General features: G+C 35.7%; 24 protein-coding genes and 1 pseudogene. 11 read left to right on the top strand and 14 right to left on the bottom strand.

The genetic code is table 11. The annotated features are described in order from the left end of the window. On the bottom strand, window positions 1-429 hold the full coding sequence (locus GQR44_RS12610) for a rhodanese-like domain-containing protein (RefSeq protein ID WP_166372123.1): 429 nt from the start codon (window positions 427-429) through the stop codon (window positions 1-3). Window positions 430-641: 212 nt separating this feature from the next. Here GQR44_RS12610 and gpmM point away from each other — a divergent pair, with 212 nt between their 5' ends. From gpmM to panM, 4 genes are all read left to right on the top strand, one after another. Further along, complete coding sequence (gpmM, locus tag GQR44_RS12605; RefSeq protein WP_166372122.1) at window positions 642-2,171, top strand: 2,3-bisphosphoglycerate-independent phosphoglycerate mutase; 1,530 nt, start codon at window positions 642-644, stop codon at window positions 2,169-2,171. A 236-nt stretch (window positions 2,172-2,407) separates the two neighbouring features. Beyond that, a complete protein-coding gene (locus GQR44_RS12600; protein WP_166372145.1) occupies window positions 2,408-3,679 on the top strand; it encodes a peptidoglycan DD-metalloendopeptidase family protein in 1,272 nt (423 codons plus the stop codon). A gap of 1 nt (window position 3,680) precedes the next feature. Next, on the top strand, window positions 3,681-4,517 hold the full coding sequence (locus GQR44_RS12595; RefSeq protein WP_166372121.1) for a divergent polysaccharide deacetylase family protein: 837 nt from the start codon (window positions 3,681-3,683) through the stop codon (window positions 4,515-4,517). 42 nt (window positions 4,518-4,559) lie between these two features. Further along, the gene (panM, locus tag GQR44_RS12590; RefSeq protein ID WP_166372120.1) at window positions 4,560-4,988 is read left to right on the top strand and encodes an aspartate 1-decarboxylase autocleavage activator PanM; all 429 of its coding nucleotides are present in this window, start codon (window positions 4,560-4,562) and stop codon (window positions 4,986-4,988) included. 174 nt (window positions 4,989-5,162) lie between these two features. Here the strand turns inward: panM and GQR44_RS12585 are convergent, their stop codons facing one another. After that, entirely contained in the window at window positions 5,163-5,765 is a 603-nt protein-coding gene (locus tag GQR44_RS12585) for a DUF4136 domain-containing protein (protein WP_166372119.1), read from the bottom strand. Between the two features lie 32 nt (window positions 5,766-5,797). Beyond that, window positions 5,798-6,772, bottom strand: coding sequence for a tRNA dihydrouridine(20/20a) synthase DusA (dusA, locus tag GQR44_RS12580; protein ID WP_166372118.1), 975 nt, complete (start codon window positions 6,770-6,772; stop codon window positions 5,798-5,800). Window positions 6,773-7,068: 296 nt separating this feature from the next. Between dusA and GQR44_RS12575 the strand changes: the two genes are divergently transcribed. Both GQR44_RS12575 and GQR44_RS12570 read left to right on the top strand, forming a co-directional pair. After that, entirely contained in the window at window positions 7,069-7,539 is a 471-nt protein-coding gene (locus GQR44_RS12575; RefSeq protein WP_166372117.1) for a hypothetical protein, read from the top strand. Further along, the gene (locus GQR44_RS12570; protein WP_205963060.1) at window positions 7,421-7,765 is read left to right on the top strand and encodes a S24 family peptidase; all 345 of its coding nucleotides are present in this window, start codon (window positions 7,421-7,423) and stop codon (window positions 7,763-7,765) included. The genes GQR44_RS12575 and GQR44_RS12570 overlap by 119 nt, the downstream gene beginning before the upstream one ends. 593 nt (window positions 7,766-8,358) lie before the next feature. Here GQR44_RS12570 and GQR44_RS12565 read toward each other — a convergent pair. From GQR44_RS12565 to GQR44_RS12555, 5 genes and pseudogenes are all read right to left on the bottom strand, one after another. Further along, complete coding sequence (locus GQR44_RS12565) at window positions 8,359-9,171, bottom strand: hypothetical protein (protein WP_166372115.1); 813 nt, start codon at window positions 9,169-9,171, stop codon at window positions 8,359-8,361. A 256-nt stretch (window positions 9,172-9,427) separates the two neighbouring features. Further along, window positions 9,428-9,697, bottom strand: a complete 270-nt coding sequence (locus GQR44_RS19830) for a group II intron maturase-specific domain-containing protein (RefSeq protein WP_346774352.1) — start codon at window positions 9,695-9,697, stop codon at window positions 9,428-9,430. Between the two features lie 96 nt (window positions 9,698-9,793). After that, window positions 9,794-10,354, bottom strand: a pseudogene (locus tag GQR44_RS19825) (reverse transcriptase domain-containing protein). Between the two features lie 12 nt (window positions 10,355-10,366). Further along, window positions 10,367-10,717, bottom strand: a complete 351-nt coding sequence (locus tag GQR44_RS19820) for a reverse transcriptase (RefSeq protein WP_240923649.1) — start codon at window positions 10,715-10,717, stop codon at window positions 10,367-10,369. 657 nt (window positions 10,718-11,374) lie between these two features. Beyond that, on the bottom strand, window positions 11,375-12,064 hold the full coding sequence (locus GQR44_RS12555; RefSeq protein ID WP_166372114.1) for a hypothetical protein: 690 nt from the start codon (window positions 12,062-12,064) through the stop codon (window positions 11,375-11,377). 290 nt (window positions 12,065-12,354) lie between these two features. Between GQR44_RS12555 and GQR44_RS12550 the strand changes: the two genes are divergently transcribed. The 5 genes from GQR44_RS12550 to GQR44_RS12530 all read left to right on the top strand — a co-directional run bounded on the left by GQR44_RS12550 (window position 12,355) and on the right by GQR44_RS12530 (window position 16,364). Then, complete coding sequence (locus GQR44_RS12550) at window positions 12,355-12,765, top strand: PTS sugar transporter subunit IIA (RefSeq protein ID WP_166372113.1); 411 nt, start codon at window positions 12,355-12,357, stop codon at window positions 12,763-12,765. A gap of 9 nt (window positions 12,766-12,774) precedes the next feature. Beyond that, window positions 12,775-13,056: a PTS sugar transporter subunit IIB gene (locus GQR44_RS12545; RefSeq protein ID WP_166372112.1), complete on the top strand. Its 282-nt coding sequence runs from the start codon at window positions 12,775-12,777 to the stop codon at window positions 13,054-13,056. Between the two features lie 11 nt (window positions 13,057-13,067). Next, complete coding sequence (locus GQR44_RS12540) at window positions 13,068-14,426, top strand: PTS ascorbate transporter subunit IIC (protein ID WP_166372111.1); 1,359 nt, start codon at window positions 13,068-13,070, stop codon at window positions 14,424-14,426. 70 nt (window positions 14,427-14,496) lie between these two features. Continuing rightward, window positions 14,497-15,492, top strand: a complete 996-nt coding sequence (locus GQR44_RS12535) for a PfkB family carbohydrate kinase (protein WP_166372110.1) — start codon at window positions 14,497-14,499, stop codon at window positions 15,490-15,492. Between the two features lie 17 nt (window positions 15,493-15,509). Beyond that, window positions 15,510-16,364 carry a ketose-bisphosphate aldolase gene (locus GQR44_RS12530; RefSeq protein ID WP_166372109.1) on the top strand — a complete coding sequence of 285 codons (855 nt, stop codon included), beginning with the start codon at window positions 15,510-15,512 and terminating at the stop codon, window positions 16,362-16,364. Between the two features lie 926 nt (window positions 16,365-17,290). On the opposite strand, the gene GQR44_RS12525 is transcribed toward GQR44_RS12530, so the two are convergent. The 6 genes from GQR44_RS12525 to GQR44_RS12500 form a co-directional block, all read right to left on the bottom strand. Beyond that, entirely contained in the window at window positions 17,291-17,410 is a 120-nt protein-coding gene (locus GQR44_RS12525) for a universal stress protein (protein ID WP_346774351.1), read from the bottom strand. Window positions 17,411-17,623: 213 nt separating this feature from the next. Beyond that, entirely contained in the window at window positions 17,624-18,991 is a 1,368-nt protein-coding gene (locus GQR44_RS12520; protein WP_166372108.1) for a hypothetical protein, read from the bottom strand. 519 nt (window positions 18,992-19,510) lie between these two features. Further along, complete coding sequence (locus GQR44_RS12515) at window positions 19,511-20,383, bottom strand: DMT family transporter (RefSeq protein WP_166372107.1); 873 nt, start codon at window positions 20,381-20,383, stop codon at window positions 19,511-19,513. A 291-nt stretch (window positions 20,384-20,674) separates the two neighbouring features. Continuing rightward, a complete protein-coding gene (gene rnk, locus GQR44_RS12510) occupies window positions 20,675-21,088 on the bottom strand; it encodes a nucleoside diphosphate kinase regulator (protein WP_166372106.1) in 414 nt (137 codons plus the stop codon). Between the two features lie 1,033 nt (window positions 21,089-22,121). After that, window positions 22,122-22,718: a DUF4202 domain-containing protein gene (locus GQR44_RS12505; protein ID WP_166372105.1), complete on the bottom strand. Its 597-nt coding sequence runs from the start codon at window positions 22,716-22,718 to the stop codon at window positions 22,122-22,124. A 176-nt stretch (window positions 22,719-22,894) separates the two neighbouring features. Next, entirely contained in the window at window positions 22,895-24,505 is a 1,611-nt protein-coding gene (locus tag GQR44_RS12500) for a BCCT family transporter (RefSeq protein WP_166372104.1), read from the bottom strand. Window positions 24,506-24,603 lie beyond the last annotated feature (98 nt).

Below are 24,603 nucleotides of genomic sequence, written 5' to 3'. Positions count from 1 at the left end.
TTACTTCTTAGTTGTTGGTAAATTTGCAGAGGTCCAGCCGCTCATACCTGAAAATAGGTTATTTACTTGCTCAAAACCAGCTTTTGCTAGTTTCTCACCAGCAGCTGCAGAGCGAGTACCTGATGCACACACAACTATAATGGGGGTCTGCTTATTATTTTCAATAGCTGCGAACTTTCCTTCTTGAATCTGTGACGGAGTTATATTTTTTGCGTTAACGATATGGCCTTTTTTAAACTCATCAGCAGTTCGAATATCAACTACTATCGCATCTTGCTTGTTGATTAATTGCGTTGCTTGCTGTGGATTGATATTGTTTATCTTGCTTAGTTTATCTTTTACAACACTGTAGATTAACATTGCGGCAATCGCTACCCATGCAGCAGCTAACATCGGATTGTTGGTAATAAAATCAATATACTCTTGCATAACTTGTTTCTTCTTCTGTAAGGATAAATTTCAGCATGAGTATACCCTGTGGAAAACAGAATATCAGCCTTGAGATTTAGATTAATAAATGAAAATAGCTTTTTTATGCTTTTTTCAACTTGCTTTGATCTAACACTAGGCTTTTTCAGTGACAAGCTACACAAATGTTGTAAAATCCCTTGTAGATAATTTAATCATTAAAGAGGTTTGATATGACAACTCCTAAGAAACCATTAGTACTATTGATTTTAGACGGTTGGGGCTACCGCCCAGATATGCCAGATAATGCAGTGTCAAATGCTAACACACCTGTTCTAGACCAATTATGTAAAGACTATGCCAATACGCTTATTTCGGCATCGGGTATGGATGTAGGTTTACCAGATGGACAAATGGGTAACTCAGAAGTAGGTCATACTAATATTGGTGCAGGACGTACTGTTTACCAAAACCTAACCAAAGTGACTAAATCTATTGCCGATGGCGATTTCTATGAAAATGCAAATTTTGTTGCCGCAGTTGATAAAGCAGTTGCAGCAGATAAAGCTGTTCATATTATGGGTCTTGCTTCACCAGGTGGCGTTCACTCTCACGAAGACCATATTATTGCAGCCATTGAACTAGCAGCAAGACGTGGTGCAAAAAAAGTTTACGTTCATGCTTTCTTAGATGGTCGTGATACTCCGCCCCGCAGTGCAGCAGGTACATTAGCGAAATTTGAAGATAAATATAAAGAAGTTGGCGTTGGTCGTACTGTTTCTTTAGTGGGACGTTATTTTGCAATGGACCGCGACAATCGTTGGGATCGTGTAGAGCAAGCTTATAGCCTGCTTACTGAAGCAAAATCAGAATACACAGCCGACAGCGCATTAGTAGGCCTTGAAAATGCTTATGCTCGTGATGAAAATGATGAGTTTGTAAAAGCAACTGTGATTGGTGAAGCTGCACCTATTTCTGACGGTGATGCAGTTTTATTCTTAAACTTCCGCGCCGACCGTGCACGTGAGATAACCTATACTTTCACTGATCCAAATTTCACTGGTTTTGAACGTGCAGTAACACCAGACGTTCACTTTGTGACGCTGACAGAGTTCGCAGCAGATATTAAAGCACCAGCAGCTTACCCAAGTGAAGAGCTAACGAATACATTAGGTGAATGGTTAGCGAAAAAAGATAAAACACAATTACGTATTTCAGAAACTGAAAAGTACGCACATGTGACTTTCTTCTTTAACGGTGGTGTTGAAGATGAGTTCCCAGGCGAACATCGCACATTGATTAGCTCTCCAGCGGTTGCTACCTACGATATGCAACCAGAAATGAGCTCTGCTGAATTAACTGAAAAATTAGTAGGCGCAATCAAAAGCAGCGAATACGATGTGATCATCTGTAACTACCCGAACGGTGATATGGTTGGACACACGGGTGTTTATGACGCGGCAGTCAAAGCCTGTGAAGCAGTCGATGCTTGTATTGGTCAGATTGTAGGCGCATTAAAAGAAGTGGGCGGCGAATGTTTAATTACCGCTGATCATGGTAATGCAGAGCAAATGATTGACCCAGATACAGGTGGTATTCATACCGCACATACTAATTTACCGGTACCGTTTATCTATGTGGGTCGTGAAGCAACTATCGCTGAAGGCGGTCGTCTGTGTGATATAGCACCAACTATGTTGTCATTGATGAACATGGAAATACCAAATGAAATGACAGGTAAACCTTTAATTACTGTTAAGTAAGTTTATACTTTGGTGCGTTAGACTCTTCTGACGCACCTGATTTCTTCCTAAAAATCAGTTATATCGTCCAAGCAATATCCACTTAATTCGCATAAATTCTTATTTAATCGAATAAAATACCATGTAAACCTTCAGTAATTGTTTTTTTACTCAACATACAAAAGAATTGTAGGTATTATCTGATTGAGAGATTTATCAATAATACTAATCCGTTTATAAGGTCGATACCAACAGTGATGCTAAATCTATTTTATTCCAATCAACGAGGGCCTTTAAAACAATTACTGTGCATTCCTTTTCTCGTTGCTATTCTTTTTAGCCATCAAATTTCAGCAGCAGACCTTAATAATTTACAACGTCAGATCAAGCAAAGCAAACAAACAAAATCAGAACAACAAAAACAACAACAGCAGCTTGAAGAGCAACTTTCAGCAAGTGACCAAGCAATTGCCAAGGCATCTTTACAGGTTAATCAAACCAAAAAAATGATTGATGACAAACGCAATGCATTAATCACTTTGCAGCAAGAAACGAAGCAACTAGAAGACGACAAAAAAAAGCAACAAACATTATTAGAACAGCAACTCATTAGTGCTTATATGACTGGGCAAAATGACCTCATTAAATTAATGCTAAATCAAGAGGATCTGAGCAAAGTCATTCGCGCCAAAAGCTATTACTATTATTTAAATGAAGCCCGCTTAGAAAGTATTGAAGCCTTACACTCAACGCAACAAAAACTCGACAAAAACGCCAGCCAACAAGCTGCTGCACTAACTTCCCTAGAGAGTCTGTATCAAGAACAGAAACAAACTCAAGCAACGGTAAATAATCAGCGATTAAAACGTGATCAAGCACTACGTGAATTAAAACAAGATATTAACTATCAAAATGCAAAAATAGCGGAATTAGCAAACTCTGAAAAAGCTTTACGAGCACGCATTAAAAAAGCAGCCGAAGACCGTAAAAAAAGACAGCTCGCAGCAGCTAAAGCCAAAGCAGCACAGGAACGTAAGAATAGAGCAAAGGCGCAGGCACAAGCTGCACAGGAACGAGAAAAAATAGCACAAGCAGAAGCTGCAGCGAGAAACAAAGCAAAAAACAACTCTAAGCTTGCAGGTCTCAAAGGTAAATTACCTTGGCCTATTCAAGGTAAAGTATTACACCGATTTGGAAGCGCTCGTAGCAGCCAAGTTACTTGGAAAGGCATTGCTATCGCCGCAAATGAGGGCGAAAAAGTAAGAGCCGTGGCTACAGGACGGGTTCTATTTGCAGGATATTTTAAAGGCTACGGCATGGTGATCGCGCTCGACCATAGTGATAACTATATTACCCTATACGGATACAATGAAACATTGTTGCAAAAAGCAGGGGATGTGGTCTTTCAAGGTGATGCAATCGCGCTAGCAGGACACAGTGGTGGACAAGATAGAAACAGCTTATATTTTGAATTAAGCCACAAAGGTAAAGCAGAAGATCCATTACGCTGGTTAACAAGAAGTAAGTAATATGCTACTCACCTTTCTAAATAAAACAGGTAGATTATTACTTTATACTTGGCTCTTTAGCAACGCAACCAATGCCTTAGCAATCGGTAAGCTCGTTATTATCATTGATGACATTGGTAATAATAAGAATAACCAAGCATTTTTAAAGTTACCTAAAAATATAATTTTTTCTATTCTTCCATTCACACCTTACGCTAAAAGCCTTGCTCGAGCTGCCCACCAGCAACATCGTGAAGTACTATTACACATTCCGATGCAGGCACACAGCCATAACCATTTATTAGGCAAAGGTGCGTTGACCGAAGAGATGGACAAGCAGACTCACCAAAAACAATTAATCGATTCCTTAAAGGTCGTCCCCTATGCCGTTGGTGCTAATAATCATATGGGTAGTCAACTCACCGAGAATCTAACAGCAATGCAGTGGACTATGGAATTGTTATTTCAACAGGGTTTGTTTTTTGTTGATAGCTTTACTAGTGCTAAGAGCGTTGCACAGACCGCAGCATTGACCGCCGGGCTACCAGCTTTAAGACGTCACATATTCCTAGACAACGTACGAACACAAGCGGCCATGGAAAAGCAATTTAAGACAGCAATCGAACATAGTATGCACTCAGCTTATACCATTCTTATAGCGCACCCTTACCCTGAAACCTTACAATATTTATCACAACGCTTAGCTTTATCTGAGCAAGATTACCAATTAGTCTCCTTAAGACAATTAATTCCATTAAAAGAACGTGTGATCTTATTGCTTAAAAAAGTACAATATTATCAACAAAATCAAGTTTATTCAGACACCAGTAGCGTTAACTTTCCACTACATAATGAATAACATAACTAATAACATAACCAACAACCTAATAGTGAGACCTGTATGCGCCTATCCGTTTTCATTGCCGACACCCTATCAAATCAATTATTAATAGATTTACAGAAAATCTATGCAGGCCACCTTCCACCAGCAGCATTAACCGAACAAGCCATTGAAGAGCAACTAGTACAAGCGGATACCAAGTTATACGTAACAATGTTTAATGAACGTCATATAGGTGCTGTAAATTTAAAAACCCAAGGTACAACGGCTATATTTTCACAATTATCTATTAGAGATCTAACTCGTCGACGTGGCGTTGGTAAGAATTTATTAAAGCAAATTGAAAAAACAATTACAGCGGAAGGTATTACACAAATTAAATATAACTTAAAAGAAGTATTGGAAGATCAGTACCTAGCAACTCAGGCCTTTTTCTCAGACAGCGGCTACACAATCAATAATCATATTGCGAGCAAGTCCCTTTGTTAACAGTAATTGGTTAATAGTAATTGGTTAACAGTAAGCAGCATTAAATAGATTACTGGACTGTATCCGTTATCCGTTGCCATTCATCATTTGCACATTGAATGGCAACCGAGACACATTTGCTAAGTGTAATTTCAGCAATACATTATGTACTACCTTTCCTTATTACTTTTCCGCCTATTTACCCGCTTGTGGGAAACCACCTAGCATCATACTCAGAATATATTGCATGCGTACCGAGCCGGATTCCATTCGATCTTGTTCTAAATCGACAAAACCTTGCACAGCAGAGCGCCAATAAACGGTTTTTTCTTGGTTATCTAATGCAGCTAGTAATAGAGACCCTTTTTCATAACGAGGATCATTAACATTACTACGTGTTAAACCTGGTAGCAGTCCAAAGCGTTGCTGAATGGTTTGGTCCGCAATATCATCTTCTAGCGCAAATAAAAACCCAACAACTATATCAGCTTGCTTAGGATCAGCACGATATTGATACCCTTTACTACTCAAATAAGTGGTGATTTGGTTGCGAATATAACCTTTCAGCTGCTGCTGATTTTGTCCCGCAACACCTGACAACACCTGATTATATTGGTCGCTCCAAGTATAAGTAGTAAATGCGGGCAATACGTCAGGGGGATTACCACTGCTAACAATCATCAAACGCTGTGTGTTACTTGTTGTTTGCGCTGTTGCATCGGTTGTCGTTAGTGAGCTACAACCATAGAGAGCCAACTGAATACCAATCATAGCAAACAGTAAATATAATTTTTTCATCCTATTACCTCACCTTCGCTAACAAGTAGATCTTAATCTTCAATCACAAATGATGCTGCTTTTTGCATGACCTCAATACCAGAACCCGGTATATGACCATTTTCACTTAAATGACGACGCCATGCTCGTGCACCCGGTAAACCTTGAAACAAGCCTAACATATGGCGAGCGACACGGTTCAAGTGTACACCTTGGCTTAACTGAGATTCAATATAAGGGTACATTTTTTCTAAAACTTCAAAACGAGTTAATGGTACTTTGTCACATCCAAATAACTGCTGATCAACCGCACTTAAGATATACGGATTAGCATAAACCTCTCTTCCTAACATCACACCATCTAAATGCTGCAAATGAGTTTCACAATCAGATAACGTTTTAATACCACCATTAATAGCAATCGTTAATTCAGGAAAATCACGCTTTAATTGATACACTCGTTCATAATCTAAAGGTGGTACATCACGATTTTGCTTTGGGCTTAAACCACTTAACCAAGCTTTACGGGCATGAATAATAAAAGTATCACAACCTTGTGCTTTTACTTTTTCTACAAAGTCACATAAAAATTCATAGGAATCTAACTCATCAATACCAATCCGTGTTTTAACCGTCACAGGCAAACCACTGGCATCCTTCATCGCTTTTACTGCATCACCAACTAATGCACCTTCGGCCATTAAACACGCACCAAAACGACCATTTTGTACTCGGTCAGAGGGACAGCCTACATTCAAGTTTATTTCATCGAATCCACGGTCAGCACCCGCTTTGGCAGCTTGTGCTAAATCTAATGGCGCTGAACCACCTAACTGCAAACTTACTGGATGTTCAGCAGCATCTTTTTGTAAGTAATCCCCTTTCCCATACAAAATAGCACCTGTCGTGACCATCTCGCTGTATAACAATGTATTTTTACTCATTAAACGATGGAAATAACGACAATATTGATCAGTCCAATCAAGCATGGGCGCAATGGAAAAGCGGTTTGTGGGGAGGTTTTGCATAAGGTACCAATGTAATAAAACGAATAAACTAGCCAACAAAAAATTTCAATCAATAACTAAATGAAGGCATAAGAAAATTAATTATATCAGATACCAAGCTTTGAAAAATAGGAGTATTAATAAGTTAATCTTCCTCACGAATAAAGCTAAAAAATCATATCCGATTATTAAGTGGCTAACGCCCCATACCGAGCTAGAGCAGATGCTAATTACTAAAAATGCAAAATGAAAGACTTGACCTCGGATCTTTGTTTGAGTTCAACGACTGGACTTTGAAAACGAGCCAGTAGAGCAAAGTGTGTATCCATAAGTTACCTATTCGATTATTATGTTTAACAAAAGATTGGATAAGTAGAAAAGCTAAAGGTGGTGGGCGCTCACTCGAATATCATATTAGTAACTTTGAGACAGAGGTTCAAAGCCAATTATTAGGGAAAGAGAATAAAAACATTAAAGATGACAAGCTTAATCCTTACTCGTTTCTCTCAATTATAGATAAAAATTCAGAGATAAACAAAAAACATACAAACTCCAAAAATACTGAAAATATATCACTTTCAATTGAAGTGGATCAAAAAGAGAACGTTCGATATATCGAACTTGATTTTTATAAAATAGTAGCAGGGGAAAGTTTAACTCTAGAACAGAATGCTACAGTTGATATTTGCTTTACAGAATCTTTTATACAAAAAAATACAAGTTGCTCCCAAATATCTATTTTTAATGTCAGTAACAAACGACAGCATGTACCCAACCTTAAAAAATGACTCTATAATAATGATCCGTAGAACTCAAAATTTCATTGATGATGGAATTTATATATTTCAACTTAATGCACAGGTAATGATAAAACGATTACAATTAATTAAATCTGACTTTAATGTAATCAGTGATAATAGTAGTTATAAGCCTTGGATATTAACAAAAGAGGATTTAAAGGACGAAGATTTAGTAATAATAGGAAAAGTAGTCTGGTCTGAGCAATGCATATAAAAAGCATAATCAACGTTCAGCTTTACTTGACCCCTAATCCAGTTATAACTCTTTATGTTTGTGCATTACGATAAGTTAAACAAGAATAAGAAGCTCTAAGCATAACGGCAGTTAGGTAATAAGTAGAGCTCATTCCTATCACATAAGCCTCACCGTATTAGCATTACGATAAGTTAAAGATCAACATTACTAAAATGATAATAGAACTTATCGTATATGCATCCATTCGTATTAGAATGACTGACTGGTCAAGGTATCACTTAGATTTTTCATTGTTATGAAATAATAAAGCTGTAACAGGTTAAAAAATATTATATAAAAATTAATTTGAGAAATAATAATTATTTCACGGATGCTGCCTTAATGCGTATTGTATTGAGGTGTAGCAGATTTCGACACTTCCTCTTTGCTGTGAATGAGAACCAATAGAAGTTTCACCACATTTAGGATAAAAGTACTTAAATTTTTTCTTAAGTTTGTTTATGCGCCCAATTTCCTTTCGCAAGCAATGATGAAAAGTACCTCCTAGAATATAACGCTTGTAACAACGCCAACTGTTTATACGACTGATTGCTTGATCTTGTTATGCATATTTAGAAATTCAAGCAAAATTCAGTGTTCCAAGTTCCGTAATTATATTTTTTCTCAGCCATAAGTGAGAATGTATTTATGAGATCATAGTCATTTAAAATTTCATTATCTTCATCAGATACCTTTAGCCAACCGGGTATGGATCTTTTTAGAGAATTAATTGCACTTTCTTTAGATGCTATATCGCATTCTTCTCCGAAACAATTGAAAGCATTTGAAATTTTCATAGTTAGATTTGGCGCACCAAACATAGTTCGATTAAATAATGTGGTATCGAACGCTCTTAGTTTAATTGTTTCGTTTCTACCTACTTTTCTTAAAATAAAAGGTGGGTCGATTTCTCCTGATACTGAACCTGATTGTGCTCCAATTCCTGCAATCAATGAATCATTGCTTACTAACTCCATACTACTGATTCCCAGATTAAATTTTCCATAAGTATCAGGGTGCTTGAGTTTGTAGCCATAGAAGCTTTTCAGTGTTTCATTTGGTACTGCGATAACAAATTCTTTAACCACTCCTTGAGTAGAAAAAGCCACTACAAGATACGCATTTTCTGTTTTGTAAAACCAAGCTTCTTTTCTACTAGTTGAATCGATATGAGGAGGTCTTCCAAAACTTTTCCGTATTTCCTTTTTTGTGATTCCTACCCATACCGCATCGATTTTTGTTTCGACTATTTTGGGTTCTAAGTAGTCAGGAGCGTATCTGCACGCTTTCTCTGGGAAATCAAAAACAGTATTCAATGCAGCGATTACGCTTATGACTGTTGCAGTAAAAACAACAATTGGATGCTTTTTGATTATTTCTAGCATATTGATCCCCCTTACTAGCATAATGAGGCTGTAGAATTTCTCCATTTTAGGAAAAATAGCTATTTTTAAAATTTAATAATAAATTAAAACAATGTGTTAAAAGCTAAAAATTTACTCTAATTTGTAAAAAACGAGTTATTCTACAACCTATCGTGGTAGAACGACCTATTACTAGGCCGACACCACACAGATTCGGACGTGCGGAATTACCACATCCGGCTCTTCAGTTAACTCTTCACTCGTGTAAAACTCAACTCTAGCACCAATCGACAAGTAAGTTTCGTTTGCTCACCTTTGGTACTTCAACTTTAAAATAACTTAACATTTTCTTGAAATCATTCCAATTATAGCTTTTCCGACCGCTTAGCCTATTTAACCATTTGTACAGATTATGTAACACATAATTATACAAGTGGGACAGACTACGGCTGCTGTCAGGAAGCCCGAAGTAATTTCTAAATCCTAGCAGTTTTCGTTTTAATTGTGGTAACCACTCTCTCAATTTAAGTGAGTATTTGCCCTTTATCCAATGATAATATTCACTTAATGTCGCTTTCTGTTTCTTAACAGCAGCTCTCTGTCTCAGTCTCGCTTTACCATTGGCATTCGTTCCCCAATAAAATTAAAAACCTAAAAATGCAAAATGACGCTTTCGCCCTACATGGAAGCGACTGAACCGCATCAATGATGTTTTATCTTCCGCGACGTCTAAATTGAATTTCTTTAATCGTTTCGGTAATACCCGATAAAAGCGTTCTGCATCCTTTGAAAACTGAAAGGCACATACAAAATCATCCGCATAACGAATCATCATACATCGCCCTTCCATCGCAGGTTTTACTTTCTTTTAAAACCATAAGTCTAAAGTGTAGTGCAGATAAATATTTGCCAAAACGGGACTAATTATACCGCCTTGCGGACTACCACTCGTTGGCTTAGTAAAAACACCATAGGGGGATTTTATCCGTGCTTTTAACCATTGGCTTATTAAGCTAAGTATCGCTTCATCATCAATTGATTGGTTAAGCATCTCCATCAGGCAATCATGATCTAGGTTGTCAAAGAAGCCTTTAATATCTGCTTCTACAATGTAACCATAACCTTTGAATTGCAAATTAAGTGTTAAACTATGAATTGCTTGATGTGCACTTTTATTCGGTCGATAACCGTAACTGTTGCGCAAAAAGTATTGTTCCTAGATACTTTGCAGGATCTGACAGACACTTTGCTGAACCAGTTTATCGTTAACAGTGGGCAGACCTAGTGGTCGTTGTTTACCGTTCGATTTTGGAATAAAGATGAGCTTAATGTCCTTCGCTCGATAACATTTCTGTTTCAATTGATGACCTAAGTAATTTATATTTTCAACTAAGTTGGCTTGATATTGAGCAATAGTACAACCATCAATACCTGGTGCAGCTTTCTTATTGAGTTGCCCCCAACTTTCATATAGAAGATCAGTATTTAGTAATCCATATAAATTCTGAAACCTATGCTTGGGGTGAGTATGTGCTTTAAATGTGATGTTATTAAGTGTCGTTGTCATCGTATCTCCAGCCCTACTTTGTCCGGACCATGTATCTGCTCAATAACGGATATAACTGTCAGCTCCTTCGCCATGTACAAGGCTTTCCCCTGCTCAGACTACTACGGGCTGATCTGACTTCCAAAAGATCTTCGTTTGCCTTGCTTTTCACTCAGCTTTTCTACCACCTTCCTTGTGGGATACTTTTGGATCTCTCAAGTACTCAATGCATCTCTACGTACATGCCACAGCTTGAAAACTTCGCTGACTCGCCACAATCTAACCATATCGATTGCTTTGCTTGGACTTCGATGGCGTTGCAAACCTCGCCAGTCAGATCTAATATTTATCGGAGCGATACCAGCACTTCTGGGACACGTACCCCCTATGCCTATATGATTCTCTGTGTACGCTTCACCTATTTTGTTCATCTGGAGCGATAAATCGCAGATAAGTGATACACGAATCCCAGACTCCGCCAAAGGTGCAACACTCGATATAGGTGGTTGGTTAAACCTTACCTGACAGGGACTTACACCCTGCAAGACGCATCAAGCTTAGCTTGACGCTGCAAACACTGGCGCGTAGGTTGCCGCTATTTTTGCATCTTTTCTTTTCAGCAAAAACAGTGACAGCCGTAATGCGTCCGAGTGATTTGCCTTGTTATGTTTTCGTTGTTTAATAACTTTTTTCTTGCTTTATTTTTTCGTATATCTTATTCATTTTATTCTTTACATGAGCGGATACATGCTCAAAAACAACCATATATTTTTTAAAAGTGCTCTGGGATACATGACTAATAAAATCAGTATCAACACTTATAAAAGGAGAAATATTTCTTTCTTTATCAGGGTGATATACAACTTGAACAGTATGATTTTCCATGAATGTATTGCCTGCATGTGCAATATAATTATTTCTAGTGTCAATGATATTTGAATGAGTATCAAGAAGGCTACGGTTTGCATTTTCAAATACCGATACTTTGTCTAATTTTATTCCTCTTCCTTCTGCTGAGGCGAAGCATTTACCGTAAGCTACCACTGCCGAAGAAAAAAGAGAATGCGGTATAGTCTTTAACTCATCTGAATTCTGAATATATTGATACGAACGTAAATTACTAACGACATCAAGATTGTCACTTGTCATTGCAATGGCTAGATTTACAGATCGAATTATATAGTCTAAATCTTTATCTATTAATGCATACCTACCCAAAGATTCAGCAATTTTGTCATCTAAATTTTTTGAGATGCACTCATTTCCCCCTAAAGTAAATGAATAAATTTTCTTATCAGTGAATGGATCAATCTTAAAACTGCGTTCCAAATCTTGGCCTTCAAATGTAAACAGCTTGCTTTTTTTCACTCAAACTCACCTATAAGTTGGTCATATATAAAAAATCATTAAATTTTTCGATTGAAGAGTTTTGATTAAACTACCTATCAAAAAATAACCCGCCAAAGAAAGCCAAAGTTATCAAGATAAATCTATATTTTCTGCAGCTCATATAGCATTAATAAATAAAAGTATAAGATAAGTCTCAAAAAAACATCACTTTTAAAAATAATGCCCAAATGTAAATTACACCGTGAACCCTATCACAGTATTAAAATAGATATTTACTACTATGAGCCAATCGTTTATAGGAGATTGATTTGATTATCTTAAAAGTAAAATGTGAAGACGCAAAGGAAGCTATCTCTATTGCAGGACAACTGCTTGTTGATAATGGTTTTTGTAATGAAAATTACAAAAATAAAATGTTAGATTTTTTTGATGAATTTGGTTCATATATTGTAGTCGATGAACATATCGCCATGCCACATGCAAGACCTGAAGATGGAGCACTAAAATCAGGATTTTCAGTTGTAACTCTTGATCCCCCTATAAACTTTGGAAATGAGGATAATGATCCTGTTTCAATTGTTTTTGGTTTAGTTGGTACTAACTCAGACGAACACATCAATACAATCACAAAACTTGCTGATCTTTGTAATTCCCCAAATTTTGTTAAATCACTAATTAATTGTAATAACCTAGAAGAAGCTAAAGCATTACTAACTTAGGAGTTAAAAATGATAAAAATTATTACTGTGTGTGGGAATGGTATAGGTAGTTCACTTATGTTGGCAGGTGTGATTAAAAAATTATGTAAGGAGTGGAATATCGATATTAATATCAAATCTTCTGATCTAATGACAGCAAAAAGCGAATCAGCTGATTTTTTTATAACGGCGAAAAGACTAGCAACAGAATTAAAAGATAAGGAAGTTATAGTTATTAGATCTTACACAAACATACAGAAAATATCAGATGATATAAAAGAGCAGATATTAAATTTTACCAATAAATCATAAGGATAGGTGTCATGGACAAAATTATAGACATATTAACGAACATTCTTTCCGAGCCTGCAATTCTAATGGGCCTTATCTCTTTTATCGGATTAATTTTACTCAAGGAAACAAAATCTAAAATATTAGTTGGTACATTAAAACCAATCGCTGGTTATGTAATGTTAGGTGTAGGGGCTACCGTTATCGTCAACAACCTCAACCCACTAGGTCAAATTATACAATTTGCATTTAATATCCAAGGAGTAATCCCAAATAATGAAGCTATTGTTTCTGTTGCTCAGAAAATACTTGGTTTTGAAACAATGATCATCCTTATATTAGGGTTTATGTTTAACCTACTAATAGCAAGATTCACCAAATATAAATATATTTTCTTAACTGGACACCATTCATTCTTCTTAGCAGCTCTATTATCTGCTGTTCTACAAGCAAGTGGTATGGAGGGAAAGGAACTCGTATTCATTGGTGGCTTTATTCTCGGAGCTTGGTCTTCGATTTCACCCGCAATTGGTCAACGTTATACAGATAAAGTGACAGATCATGATGGTATAGCAATGGGGCATTTTTCAAGCTTAGGCTACTATTTATCAGCATTTATCGCATCTAAAGTCGGAGAACCTAAAAATTCTTTTGCAGATAATGATATCCCTGAAAAATGGAACTTTTTATCTGATACTACAATTACAACGTCAATCATAATGATTCTAATTTACCTAATCTGTTGTACCTTTGCTGGAACTGAGTATATATCAACATTAACTGACAAAGGTATTGTACTTTATTCACTTATGTCTGGTATTGGGTTTGCAGTAGGCGTAACAGTCGTATACAACGGTATACGATTAATACTTAGTGAATTAATACCCGCATTCCAAGGGATTAGTGACAAATTAATTCCTAATTCGATGCCTGCTGTAGATTGTGCTGTATTCTTTACATACTCTCCAACAGCCGTAATTGTGGGCTTTATATCATCATTTATTGGTGGACTAGTTGCATTAATAGTTCTTGGTGGTGTTGGCGCAGCCTTAATTATCCCAGGTATGGTCCCACATTTCTTCTGTGGTGGAACAGCAGGCGTTTACGGTGACAAATTAGGTGGTAAGAAAGGATGTATTTCAGGATCTTTTGTCAATGGTTTATTACTAGGTTTTTTACCTGCATTGCTACTACCTGTACTAGGAACACTTGGGTTTGCTAACACTACATTTGGAGATGTTGATTTTACTGTTATAGGTATCTTTTTAGGTTACAGCAATACATTAATTGGTCAGATAGGCATTTATGCCATCACAGCTTTGCTAGCAATTGCACTGATTATCCCATCTTTCCTTTATAAAGGTAAAATTATTGGAGTTTCTGACTCTTAATTAGTTCAATAACACTAGCCATACTCTCTGGCTAGTCCTATTTTAAATTATGCATATAAGGTGAATTACAATGTCAATATTAACAATTGGCCTAACTTGTTTTGATCAATTTTTTTTTGTAAATGAGTATCCAAAAGAAAATTCTAAATATGTAGCTACTGATTACTATGAAAGCGGCGGAGGACCTACTGCAAATGCTGCTTATTTATTAGGAGTTTGGGGAGAAAAATGTTTTCACACAGGATACGTCGGCAATGACATATACGGTGAAAGGATAATAGAAGAGTTAAAAAGTGTTGGTGTGAACACTAGTCTTATTACCAAAAATGTTAATTACCCAACACCACTTGCAAATATAACCGTAAATACTGATACAGGCAGTCGAACTATTATCCTTAGAAAATCATCTCATATTGCGGATGTTTCGAAATTTACAATTCCGCCAGATTTAGAATGTGATGTTATTTTAATTGATGGGCGTGAACAGGAGCTAAGTGAAAAAATAATACATCAATTTCCTGATGCTAAAGTGGTAATGGATGGGGGATCGCTAAGAATAAGTAATTTACAGTTAGCTAAGTTGACAGATTATATGGTCGTTAGTGAAAGCTTTGCTCTAGCTCATTCAAATATGAAAGAATTCACAACAAAAGAAGACTTATTACATGCTTTAATAAATCTTAAAAAGATATGTCGAGGCTATGTAGTCATCACTCTAGGGGAACGAGGTTGTGCTTACTTAGATTACAGGGTGTTACTCTCGGATCTGAAAAATAAAAGTGCACTTAAAAATATAAATCAGTGCAAAGATGGATTAATAGTTATCGTTCCAAGCTACAAGTCTAAAAACCCAATAGACACAACGGGCGCAGGAGATATTTTTCATGGGGCATTTGCATATGGAGTTTCAAAAAAATGGTCAATAGATAAAATAATTAACTTTGCATCAAAAACAGCCGCTATATCTGTAGGCAAAAAGGGTGTTAGAACATCAATACCGACGTTAGATGTAGTAGAAACATCTAAATACTCGAAAGATTATGACTTTTTTAATGCTGAAATTTAAAGTATAAGGACAAAATAATGTTAACTTCAATGAAACCGGTAATAGAACTTGCATATAAAGAAAAATTTGCTGTCGGGCAATTCAACATACATAATATTGAATGGATCACCGCAGTTTTAAATGCTGCGAAGAAACAAAAATCAGCAGTTATATTAGGCGTTTCTTCAGGCAGTATTCCGCAAATGGGTGGATTTAAAACAATTGTTTCAATAGTCACTCATCTTATTGATTACTTAGAAATCACTACACCGGTTGTTATTCATTTGGATCACGGAAAATCAGTCAAAATATGTAAAGAAGCAATTGATGCAGGTTTCACATCTGTTATGTTTGATGGTTCACATCTCCCATTTAAAGAAAATCTAAAACTTTCACTTGAAGTTATTAATTATGCGAAAAGCAAAGATGTCTCGGTTGAGCTCGAATTAGGAACAATTGCAGGTTCTGAAGATGGCATCGTAAATTCTAATGTGATTTATGCAGATCTCAAGGAGTGCGAAGAAATAGCTAAACTAAAACCAACTGCTTTTGCTCCTGCTCTTGGCTCTACACATGGCTTATATCGAGGAAAAGCAAAAATTGGCTTTGCTGAAATGGAAGAAATTTCCTTAGCCACAAAAATCCCTTTGGTCTTACATGGTGGAACGGGAATTTCCGATAAAGATATTTTAAGAGCAATATCTTTAGGAACTGCAAAAGTAAATGTCAACACAGAGTTTATGTATGAATGGTGTTTAACAGTAAAACAGTTGTTTGAAAACACTACAACAGATATAAATGATCCACGTAAAGTCATTAACATTGGATGTAATGCTGTATCTAAAGCAATTGAAGATAAAATAATGCTATTGGGTAGTAACAATCGATATTAAACTATTTCAAACAGGGTACGATACAATTCCTTTCTTTATATAATATAAAAACTAGCCCTGCAAGGTAATACAGTTCGGTTAATGGGTTTTAGGCTTAACCTAAACGAAATATAGAGCACTGAACGTGGAAAAGTTCGGTGTTTTCTTTTTGGCAGAATAAAATGCTTAGCGTCTTCTCGCATAAGCTGAACTTTTTCGGAATGTTGTTAATGTATAGGCTCTTATTTACATCTCTAGCCTGATGTATGTAGTCTCCTTCCTATTTACGACATCTATATTCTACAATTGAAATAATAACAAACTTAATCGATTTATTTTTGAAGTCAGTGATTAGCTTTGAATCACAATAGATAGGTACGCCTTTTAGCTTAAAAATAAAATATAAAAATAATGGTACGCCTATAGTCTGCCTCATGAGCCAAAAACCGAGTTAACAACTAAAAATCAGTCCAATCAAGCATCGGAGCAATAGAAAAGTGGTTTGTAGGGAAATTTTGCATAAAACACCAAGAATAAAATAAAGGAAGATCATTAAGCCAAATAAGAGTGTTATACCGTTCACATTAAAGAAGTGATTGCTACTAACCTTCAACTGACATTTTAAAAGAATAATTATAACAGAAAATGATTACTTAAAAACGCCATTTAATGACATCGTAAAGCCACCTACTCTTACCAAAAAAGCCATAATAAACAAAAACTCCCTCCCTAATAATAACCAACAACTGAATCAAAAAACTAAAATTCCAATAAACAATCTAATTTAAGATTCTTAGATAAGCAGCTAATTACACTTTTATGCGCATAAAAGTGTAATTATTTGCTTTTTTATGCGCATTAAAGTGTTTTAAATAAATAGCAGAATTGAGGTGAAAAGATGAAAAAATCACACATAAATAGACTTAATTAAATGCTCACAACTTCAATTATCTCACGACAAAAACCGAACAAGGTGCATGACGAACTATTTTTGCTGCATTAGATCCTAATAAATATGACCTAAATTTAGGCTTAGCAGATGCCATAATAATGGCTGAGGCAGTTATTAACTTGACAGTTCTCTAATGACAGTCCCCTAATAGATGCATCTAAGAATGAGCTTATACCAATGGGAGTTAGAAACGGTTCTGGAAGTTTTTGATTATATTTAAAATGTAATTATAGAGAATCACAGACCTAGCTTAGTTAAGAGTACCTTTTAAAAAGTGGTTCATATAAATAAGCTCCCCGCGCACCCAGCGTGGGGAGTTTAACACTAATTAATTAGCCAATGTATTCCAACGATTAAAGATTTGTTTTGCTAATGTTTGATTCGTAGACATCAAACCATAAGAAGAAGGTTTATATCCAGGTTCAGCCTTTTCTGCAAATAAAGTTATATCACCTTCAGCTACATACTTTAAGATTGTTATTGAATCATCCGGATCATTAGCATCAAAATAAAGTGTTAAATACAAACCATCAACCTCCCAAGTGATATTCTCTTCTGGACCTTGATCATGCATTATCGCAGTACCATCCTCTGCAAAAGTTATATCTATAATGGCAGGTTTAGGCGTGTCCGAATCAGAATCATCGAAGATATAATAAAATGTATTATCGATAAAATAATCTTTAGACCAAACTATGTCTCTATCATCCGCATCTGAATCTACATAAGTAATTAAATCACTATCTGAACTGGTGACGACTAAAGCTAAATTATCACCTACGTAAATAAACTCATCTGAAACAGATTCACCGTCAATCGAAAGGTTGATTATATTACCTTCTGTAGTGAATTCAGCGTCAATTTTCTCATCAGAATTATATATTGAAATATTTGTACCTGAAGTAAAGCCTACTTCAAAATTCTCTGATTCATTTCTAATTTCATTTAAATTATATAAATTGAATAGGTTTACTCGGGATTTAAAGTTTGAGTCAGGATCATCTTCAACATATAGGTTGTTTGTAATGAAAGTATTTAATTTAGGATTACTGATACTATGTGTAACGATGTTATTACTATCGATACTAAAATGAGCATTAGATAAGTCCGTAATTTCATTATCATCAATGTACGCTTTTATATGAATTGCTTGTGTTAATAATGTTGCAGGTTCATTCTCGTCTTTACTTTCATTTAATTGTGACGCTAGGGCTCTTGCAATTGCATGTACTGTTTCTTTTTCTTCACTGGTTGATGCAACATAATCTCCATTAATAACATCAACATTTAACCCCAGCTCTGCAGCAATATCTGCTATTGATTTATCAGGATCAAGTGCATCTAATGTTGTATAAGGAGTGATAACGTTATGAGTACTAACCTTAATATCAGCCAGCATTTGATATGTCGTATCAACAAAACCGATACTGTCTGCATCTGATGTTTTACCAGCAATGATTGTTGCGACTAATTGCCCTGTAGTTCCCGCTGGAATTTCGATACTGCCATTTTCATCAGTTTCACCAATTTTAGTACAAATATCAGCACCTTCGGCTATTACACAAACTTCTGCATCACTTAAATAACCATCAATAACTTTGAAGCTACTTGAACCAGTACTTGTATTAGTACCATCTGAACCACCGCATGCTGTTAATAAACCAGCAACACTTAGAGCGAGTAATGTTTTTTTCATTAAGATTCCCTGCAATTTGAAAAGTAAAAAATATGTTAAATATTAATTTTCTTCGTAAATACCCGACATAAAAATGCCTATTATTAGGTAGAAACTTAACATTTGATTTGCATATTAAACACTTAAAGCCAAATAACAATCACAAATAGTAATATTAATGATAAAAAAATATTAAAAGAGGTGCTGAATGTACAATTTAAAGCTAAAGAGAAGAGATGGATTTACAATTTGAACATAAAACGCTTACAAGCAAAAAGTAAAAGCTAAGTTAATCTGAACATCCATTATCTCGAATTGACTCATCAAAATATAAATATGCCATATAACTCCTATCACCTAACCACCTAACCAACTGTAGAATTTCTACACTTTAAGAAAAATAGTTTTTTATAAAGTTTATTTACCCAAAAAATTAAAAAATGTCATAAATCACACACAAACTATATATAAAAAGTACACGACGATTTTGCGTCGCATTAATTTAATGATTACTTTTTAATCACTTCAAAACAGGAATTATTAATAGCTCAATCTCAGTACTATAACCCCTATGAAAGCGGTAGCTAATCCTAAAAACTCTTGGCGAGTAAAAGATTCTTTTAAAATAATGCGAGAGTACAACAGGATGATTAAGATATTCATTCCAGAAATAGCTGATACTAATCCTGTGTTGCCAATTGAAAAAGCGGATATTATTGCAACCATGCCAGCGACATTAGTCAATCCAATAAATAAGCCGCAGGAAAATGTTTTTAATCCAGACCAACTAGGACGAGTGTCATTTTCATCCTCCACTATTTTTTTACGATTGGCTAACCAACTCATCGCAAAAAGAAAACTACCAAAACCAAACATTGAGGTTAATGTGGCGAACGTATCAGCCTCAAGAAGAGTGGACTGCTTACCTAATAAGTCATTAAATGAAAAGAATAATGCTGCAAGTAATCCCCATTGCGCACCTTGTAAATTGGTTATGGAAATTTCATTGGAGTAGCGGATAATATAAAGACCACCAAAAATGATAAAAAAGCCAATCAATTGCAGTGTGGTCAAGGTCTCTTGCCATAATAAAAAAGCAAAAATCAGTACAAATAAGGGAGTTAACCCAGACAAAATACTAATGAGGGAAGCCTTTCCAACAGAAAAGCCTTTATGTAAAAAAGCATTAGCGGCAAAAGAACCAAAGCCTAATGCTAAACCAACGGCAATATCCGCCCATCCATACCATTCTTGGTCTAGCAAGGCGACACCAGAAATACTTACTAAAAATCCTACAAAAAAGACGCCAAATAAGAATAAATTTCGGTTCATCTTTTTCTGTGATGTCCATTGGTACAATACCCCTCGCATACCAAAAAAAACAGTAGCGAGTAATGCATATATTATCCACATAATAAAATGCTTCCTTTAAAGTTAAAATGAAATATTAGTTCTATCAGAGATTGCTTTTCAATTTAATCGTCAACATGCGATCTTGTATTATTTTGAACTCAAAAATGGAATGCCATATTTTAAAAAGAATATTTGAAAATAAGCATTCATTTTATTTAGTCTTTATTTGGTTATGCTTTGATAGCCCTTTGGGACTACGACCCTTGTGTTGCCCAGATATAAAGAGCCATGATATAAGCGCAGCTATAAATTATTCGGTGGCATAGCGATCACCGAACTTTTTAATGTTACTTATCGATGAAGTTCGCCATCTCTCTCTGGTTGATACAGTATTTCTTTAATCATTACTTTGATTGTTCCCCCACCTGGTTTTGGCCATTCAATTCTGTCCCCTATAGAAAGCCCAAGAAGAGCGCTTCCGACGGGAGCTAATATTGATATTTTCTCACCTTTTGAATCAATATCTTTGGGATAAACAAGGGTAAGCACAAACTCTTTTAGTGATGAGTCAACAGAAAATTTGACGGTAGAATTCATGGTAACTAGATCCGGAAGAATCTGTTCAGGATCGACTATATTGGCACGAGCGAGTTCCTCTTCAAGTCCACTCACTCCTGCCACACTGTTTTTAGATAACAGATCAATGACGTTATATAATCGATCTAAATCTAAGGACGAAATAGTAATCTCTGGTTTTTGATTCATTTTTATTCTCAGTATTATTAATACAACAATTATTTAAAGATCTAACACAAGTCAGAACATTTATTCGTAGAGACGTTAAAGATTAATTTAACGTTCGTTAATGTAGATTGGGTGGGGTTAAAATAGAAATAACAAATATATTTCAATAAGATAAAATATATTTTGTTATTTTCACTACGACGACACAGCACCTCATATACAATTTTTATAACTATTTTGACTATTGTTGTGTTTGATTTTCAATCGGTAATTTTTAAAATGAGGCCAATATATGGCCCCATCATTATTTAACCTTTTCTTTTTCTAGGTTTTACAATTTTATTGCTATTATCTTCTTTCTTAAGTTTCCGTTTTTCTTTCAATGATAAAACGGGCTTTTTCATTTCACTCTTTGACATATCATCACCTAAATAATAAATAACAGATTAATTACGTATTTTTGTAACAAAACTAAAATTTACTCAGATTCAACTCACATAGCCTCCTGATCTATTTTGATAAATATTAATCACATACGATTAGACAAAATGCATATAAAAAAGTCACAATAAACCTATTTTTTGAGAGGTTTAATTGATCTCATAAGTTTGTTTTTAAGTTTAATTTTATTGGGAAGATTATCTGCAAATACAGATGGGCATAGACATATGCCCGCTTAAGAGGGGAATTTAAGGACGAAGCTCCTTAAGAAATTGATAGTATAAAATATTGATGTTTTCATAAGCTCAATATAACAACTTAAATAATAACTTCAAGCTTATCCAGTAAGATTTAACAAAAGAAAAAATTAACTATTTCAAGCAACTAATTTTAGAATCAAAATGTAAAGTAAAAGAGTTTTTCTTTACTTTTAAGCTCTCAAATAAAAAGACAAAGCGGTGTGTAATACTACTCCGGCACAACCTTCTTATAAGCTATTCAAAGGGAGAAATAAAATCTCAGACAAGCACAATAATAAAAAATAAGACACCTCAATACTTGACTTCAAAATCAAGATGTCGAACCTCCTAAAATAAAACGAAGTAAGCTGAAATCAACTAATAGCTTTAACAATTAAATTTTGTAAAGACTCAGGTAATTTAATATTTCCAGCTAAAACGAATTGATGTGCATCATCTGACATTTTTCGCCATGTTTTAAGAATAATACCAATCCATTTTTCTTCAGTATATTCAGGATGCTTTAGGGCAAAAGCTAACATGTAATATTCAATGAACACTAAACCAGCAACATCTTCGACCAATTGACTATCAGGGTTTCGTTTAATGGCTTTTTTACCGACGGCATTTTTAACTTGTTCTATATCATCTGGTTCATACCCAACTTGCTGCATCAAGGTAGCAACACCATTTGCATGAAAGGTATAAAGCTCAGATCGCCACTGGTGATATCCTTGCTTTCCAAGCGGATAATCACTACGTAATGATTTCCAGCGTTGAATATGTTGGCCACGTACAGCTATTTTTAATAACTCGTTGGCATCAGGTTTAAAACGATTTAACATTTCAGCCATACGCTCAGAATATAAACGTTCCTTTGGCCATTCCTTATCGCCTACTAACTCTTTATTTGGATCTTCATTATTAACGTCATCAATTAGACCAATGACTTGTTCAAGTTTTTGATTCATAACATGCTCCCTGCAACTTCTCGCGATAGGTAAATAGAGGCTAACTATATAAAAATACTTACAACAAAAAAATAAGAAATGTTCACAACATTAAATACTCATATTTTTGATAGAAAAAAGCTCCCTTGCACTAGGCACAAAGGAGCTTTTTATAAAGCCTTAATACTGGTTAGATACTAGCTTTGTTTGGTTCGTTCATCTATTACCTTTGGTTTATCTACTTCAGTTAATAACCCTTTCAGCAAACTAACGCAACCAAGCAAAAGAATAATAGTGAAAGGAAGTGCGGCAATAATGGTGATTGATTGCAACGCTTGAATAGACTGAGTACCGCCAATCCACAGCATTACCATTGCGATAACACCCGAGATAACAGCCCACACTATCTTTTGTTTCATTGGCACTTCTAGTTTGCCTCCGGCTGTCATGCTATCGATAACAATGGACCCTGAATCTAATGTAGTTACAAAGAAAACAACAATTAATACAACTGCGATAACAGATAAAACATCACCGAGAGGGTAAGCATCTAGCATATAAAAAAGACTTAAAGACACATCTGTAATACCTTGCTCAGCACCTAACAATCCAACTTTATCAATGATCTGTTCAATAGCTACACCACCAAAAACTGACATCCAGGCAGTGGTGACTAACGTAGGAATAACCATCACGCAAATAAGAAACTCACGCACCGTACGCCCTTTAGATATACGCGCTACAAACATGCCAAAGAAAGGTGCATAAGCAACCCACCACGCCCAATAAAAGACTGTCCACCCATGCAACCATGTTGTATCGTCACGTCCCGAAGACTGACTTAACGGGATAATATTTTTTACATAACCGATCACTGCGGTAGCCAAAGAATCAAGTACCGTTGTGAAGTTCAAAGCAGCAATTAGCCCCAAAAATATAAAGGCAATGACCATATTCAGGTTACTTAACAGTTTAACTCCTCCGTCCATTCCTCGCGTGACCGAAAGAATAGCTAAGCCCATAATTAATAGAATAATGAACTGCTTTAGATAAAGGCTATTTTCAAAACCAAAAACATGACTAATACCACTAGCCGCCTGTGCACCACCTAATCCAAGAGAAGTTGCTAGGCCAAATAAGGTCACTAAAACGGTTAATACATCAATAATATCACCGGTTATTCCCCAAACTCTATCACCTAAAATCGGATAAAATACCGAGCGCATGGATAGTGGCAGGCCTTTGTTATACACAAAATAAGCTAAACAAAGTGCTGTCATTCCATAGATAGCCCAAGCATGCAGTCCCCAGTGAAAAACCGTTGCACCTAATGCTAGTTCACGGCCTTCTGCCGTAAAAGGTTCTGCATTTAATGGAGTTCCGTACCAATTGGTAAAGAAAGCAGTTGGCTCTGCCACGCCCCAGAAAATTAATCCAATCCCCATGCCCGCTGCAAATAGCATTGAAATCCATGACATTGTTGAATAATCAGTGGTCGCTTTATCTCCACCTAAGCGAATTTTACCCAAGGGTGAAAATGCTAATATAACGGCAAAGATTAATAAGATATTGGCTCCCCACATAAATAGGAAGTCAAAATTAGACAGGACAGAGCCCTTAATTGAGTCAATGGCTGCTTTTGCATCGGCAGGCTCTAACATTAGCAGAGTGACGATGAAAAGGATGGATAACGCTACTGAAGCAGTGAAAACTGTGTTGTGGACATCGAAGCCCCATTTATTAAAATTATCCTGACCGACCTGATAATCTGTTGATTCAATACTGTACTTGTTTGATTTGAATTTCATAAACTGTGTCTTACCTATTTGTATTAACAAATAGAAGGACATGCTCCATATTTAAGTTATATTTGACTAGCTAGCCCACCATAATAGACCATGGTCAA

It is taken from the genome of Psychromonas sp. SA13A, from assembly GCF_011378715.1.
Lineage (GTDB): Bacteria > Pseudomonadota > Gammaproteobacteria > Enterobacterales > Psychromonadaceae > Psychromonas.
This window is presented reverse-complemented; position numbering and strand designations above follow the sequence as displayed.

Bases quoted from the DNA above. Each gene is read 5' to 3' on its own strand.
- GQR44_RS12520 (WP_166372108.1), bottom strand. From the start codon at position 18,991: ATGAAAAAAACATTACTCGCTCTAAGTGTTGCTGGTTTATTAACAGCA.
- gpmM (WP_166372122.1), top strand. From the start codon at position 642: ATGACAACTCCTAAGAAACCATTAGTACTATTGATTTTAGACGGTTGG.
- rnk (WP_166372106.1), bottom strand. From the start codon at position 21,088: ATGAATCAAAAACCAGAGATTACTATTTCGTCCTTAGATTTAGATCGA.
- GQR44_RS12610 (WP_166372123.1), bottom strand. From the start codon at position 429: ATGCAAGAGTATATTGATTTTATTACCAACAATCCGATGTTAGCTGCT.
- GQR44_RS12505 (WP_166372105.1), bottom strand. From the start codon at position 22,718: ATGAATCAAAAACTTGAACAAGTCATTGGTCTAATTGATGACGTTAAT.
- GQR44_RS12535 (WP_166372110.1), top strand. From the start codon at position 14,497: ATGTCAATATTAACAATTGGCCTAACTTGTTTTGATCAATTTTTTTTT.
- GQR44_RS12585 (WP_166372119.1), bottom strand. From the start codon at position 5,765: ATGAAAAAATTATATTTACTGTTTGCTATGATTGGTATTCAGTTGGCT.
- GQR44_RS12530 (WP_166372109.1), top strand. From the start codon at position 15,510: ATGTTAACTTCAATGAAACCGGTAATAGAACTTGCATATAAAGAAAAA.
- panM (WP_166372120.1), top strand. From the start codon at position 4,560: ATGCGCCTATCCGTTTTCATTGCCGACACCCTATCAAATCAATTATTA.
- GQR44_RS19820 (WP_240923649.1), bottom strand. From the start codon at position 10,717: ATGACAACGACACTTAATAACATCACATTTAAAGCACATACTCACCCC.
- dusA (WP_166372118.1), bottom strand. From the start codon at position 6,772: ATGCAAAACCTCCCCACAAACCGCTTTTCCATTGCGCCCATGCTTGAT.
- GQR44_RS12545 (WP_166372112.1), top strand. From the start codon at position 12,775: ATGATAAAAATTATTACTGTGTGTGGGAATGGTATAGGTAGTTCACTT.
- GQR44_RS12570 (WP_205963060.1), top strand. From the start codon at position 7,421: ATGCTACAGTTGATATTTGCTTTACAGAATCTTTTATACAAAAAAATA.
- GQR44_RS12600 (WP_166372145.1), top strand. From the start codon at position 2,408: ATGCTAAATCTATTTTATTCCAATCAACGAGGGCCTTTAAAACAATTA.
- GQR44_RS12515 (WP_166372107.1), bottom strand. From the start codon at position 20,383: ATGTGGATAATATATGCATTACTCGCTACTGTTTTTTTTGGTATGCGA.
- GQR44_RS12500 (WP_166372104.1), bottom strand. From the start codon at position 24,505: ATGAAATTCAAATCAAACAAGTACAGTATTGAATCAACAGATTATCAG.
- GQR44_RS12565 (WP_166372115.1), bottom strand. From the start codon at position 9,171: ATGCTAGAAATAATCAAAAAGCATCCAATTGTTGTTTTTACTGCAACA.
- GQR44_RS12540 (WP_166372111.1), top strand. From the start codon at position 13,068: ATGGACAAAATTATAGACATATTAACGAACATTCTTTCCGAGCCTGCA.
- GQR44_RS12595 (WP_166372121.1), top strand. From the start codon at position 3,681: ATGCTACTCACCTTTCTAAATAAAACAGGTAGATTATTACTTTATACT.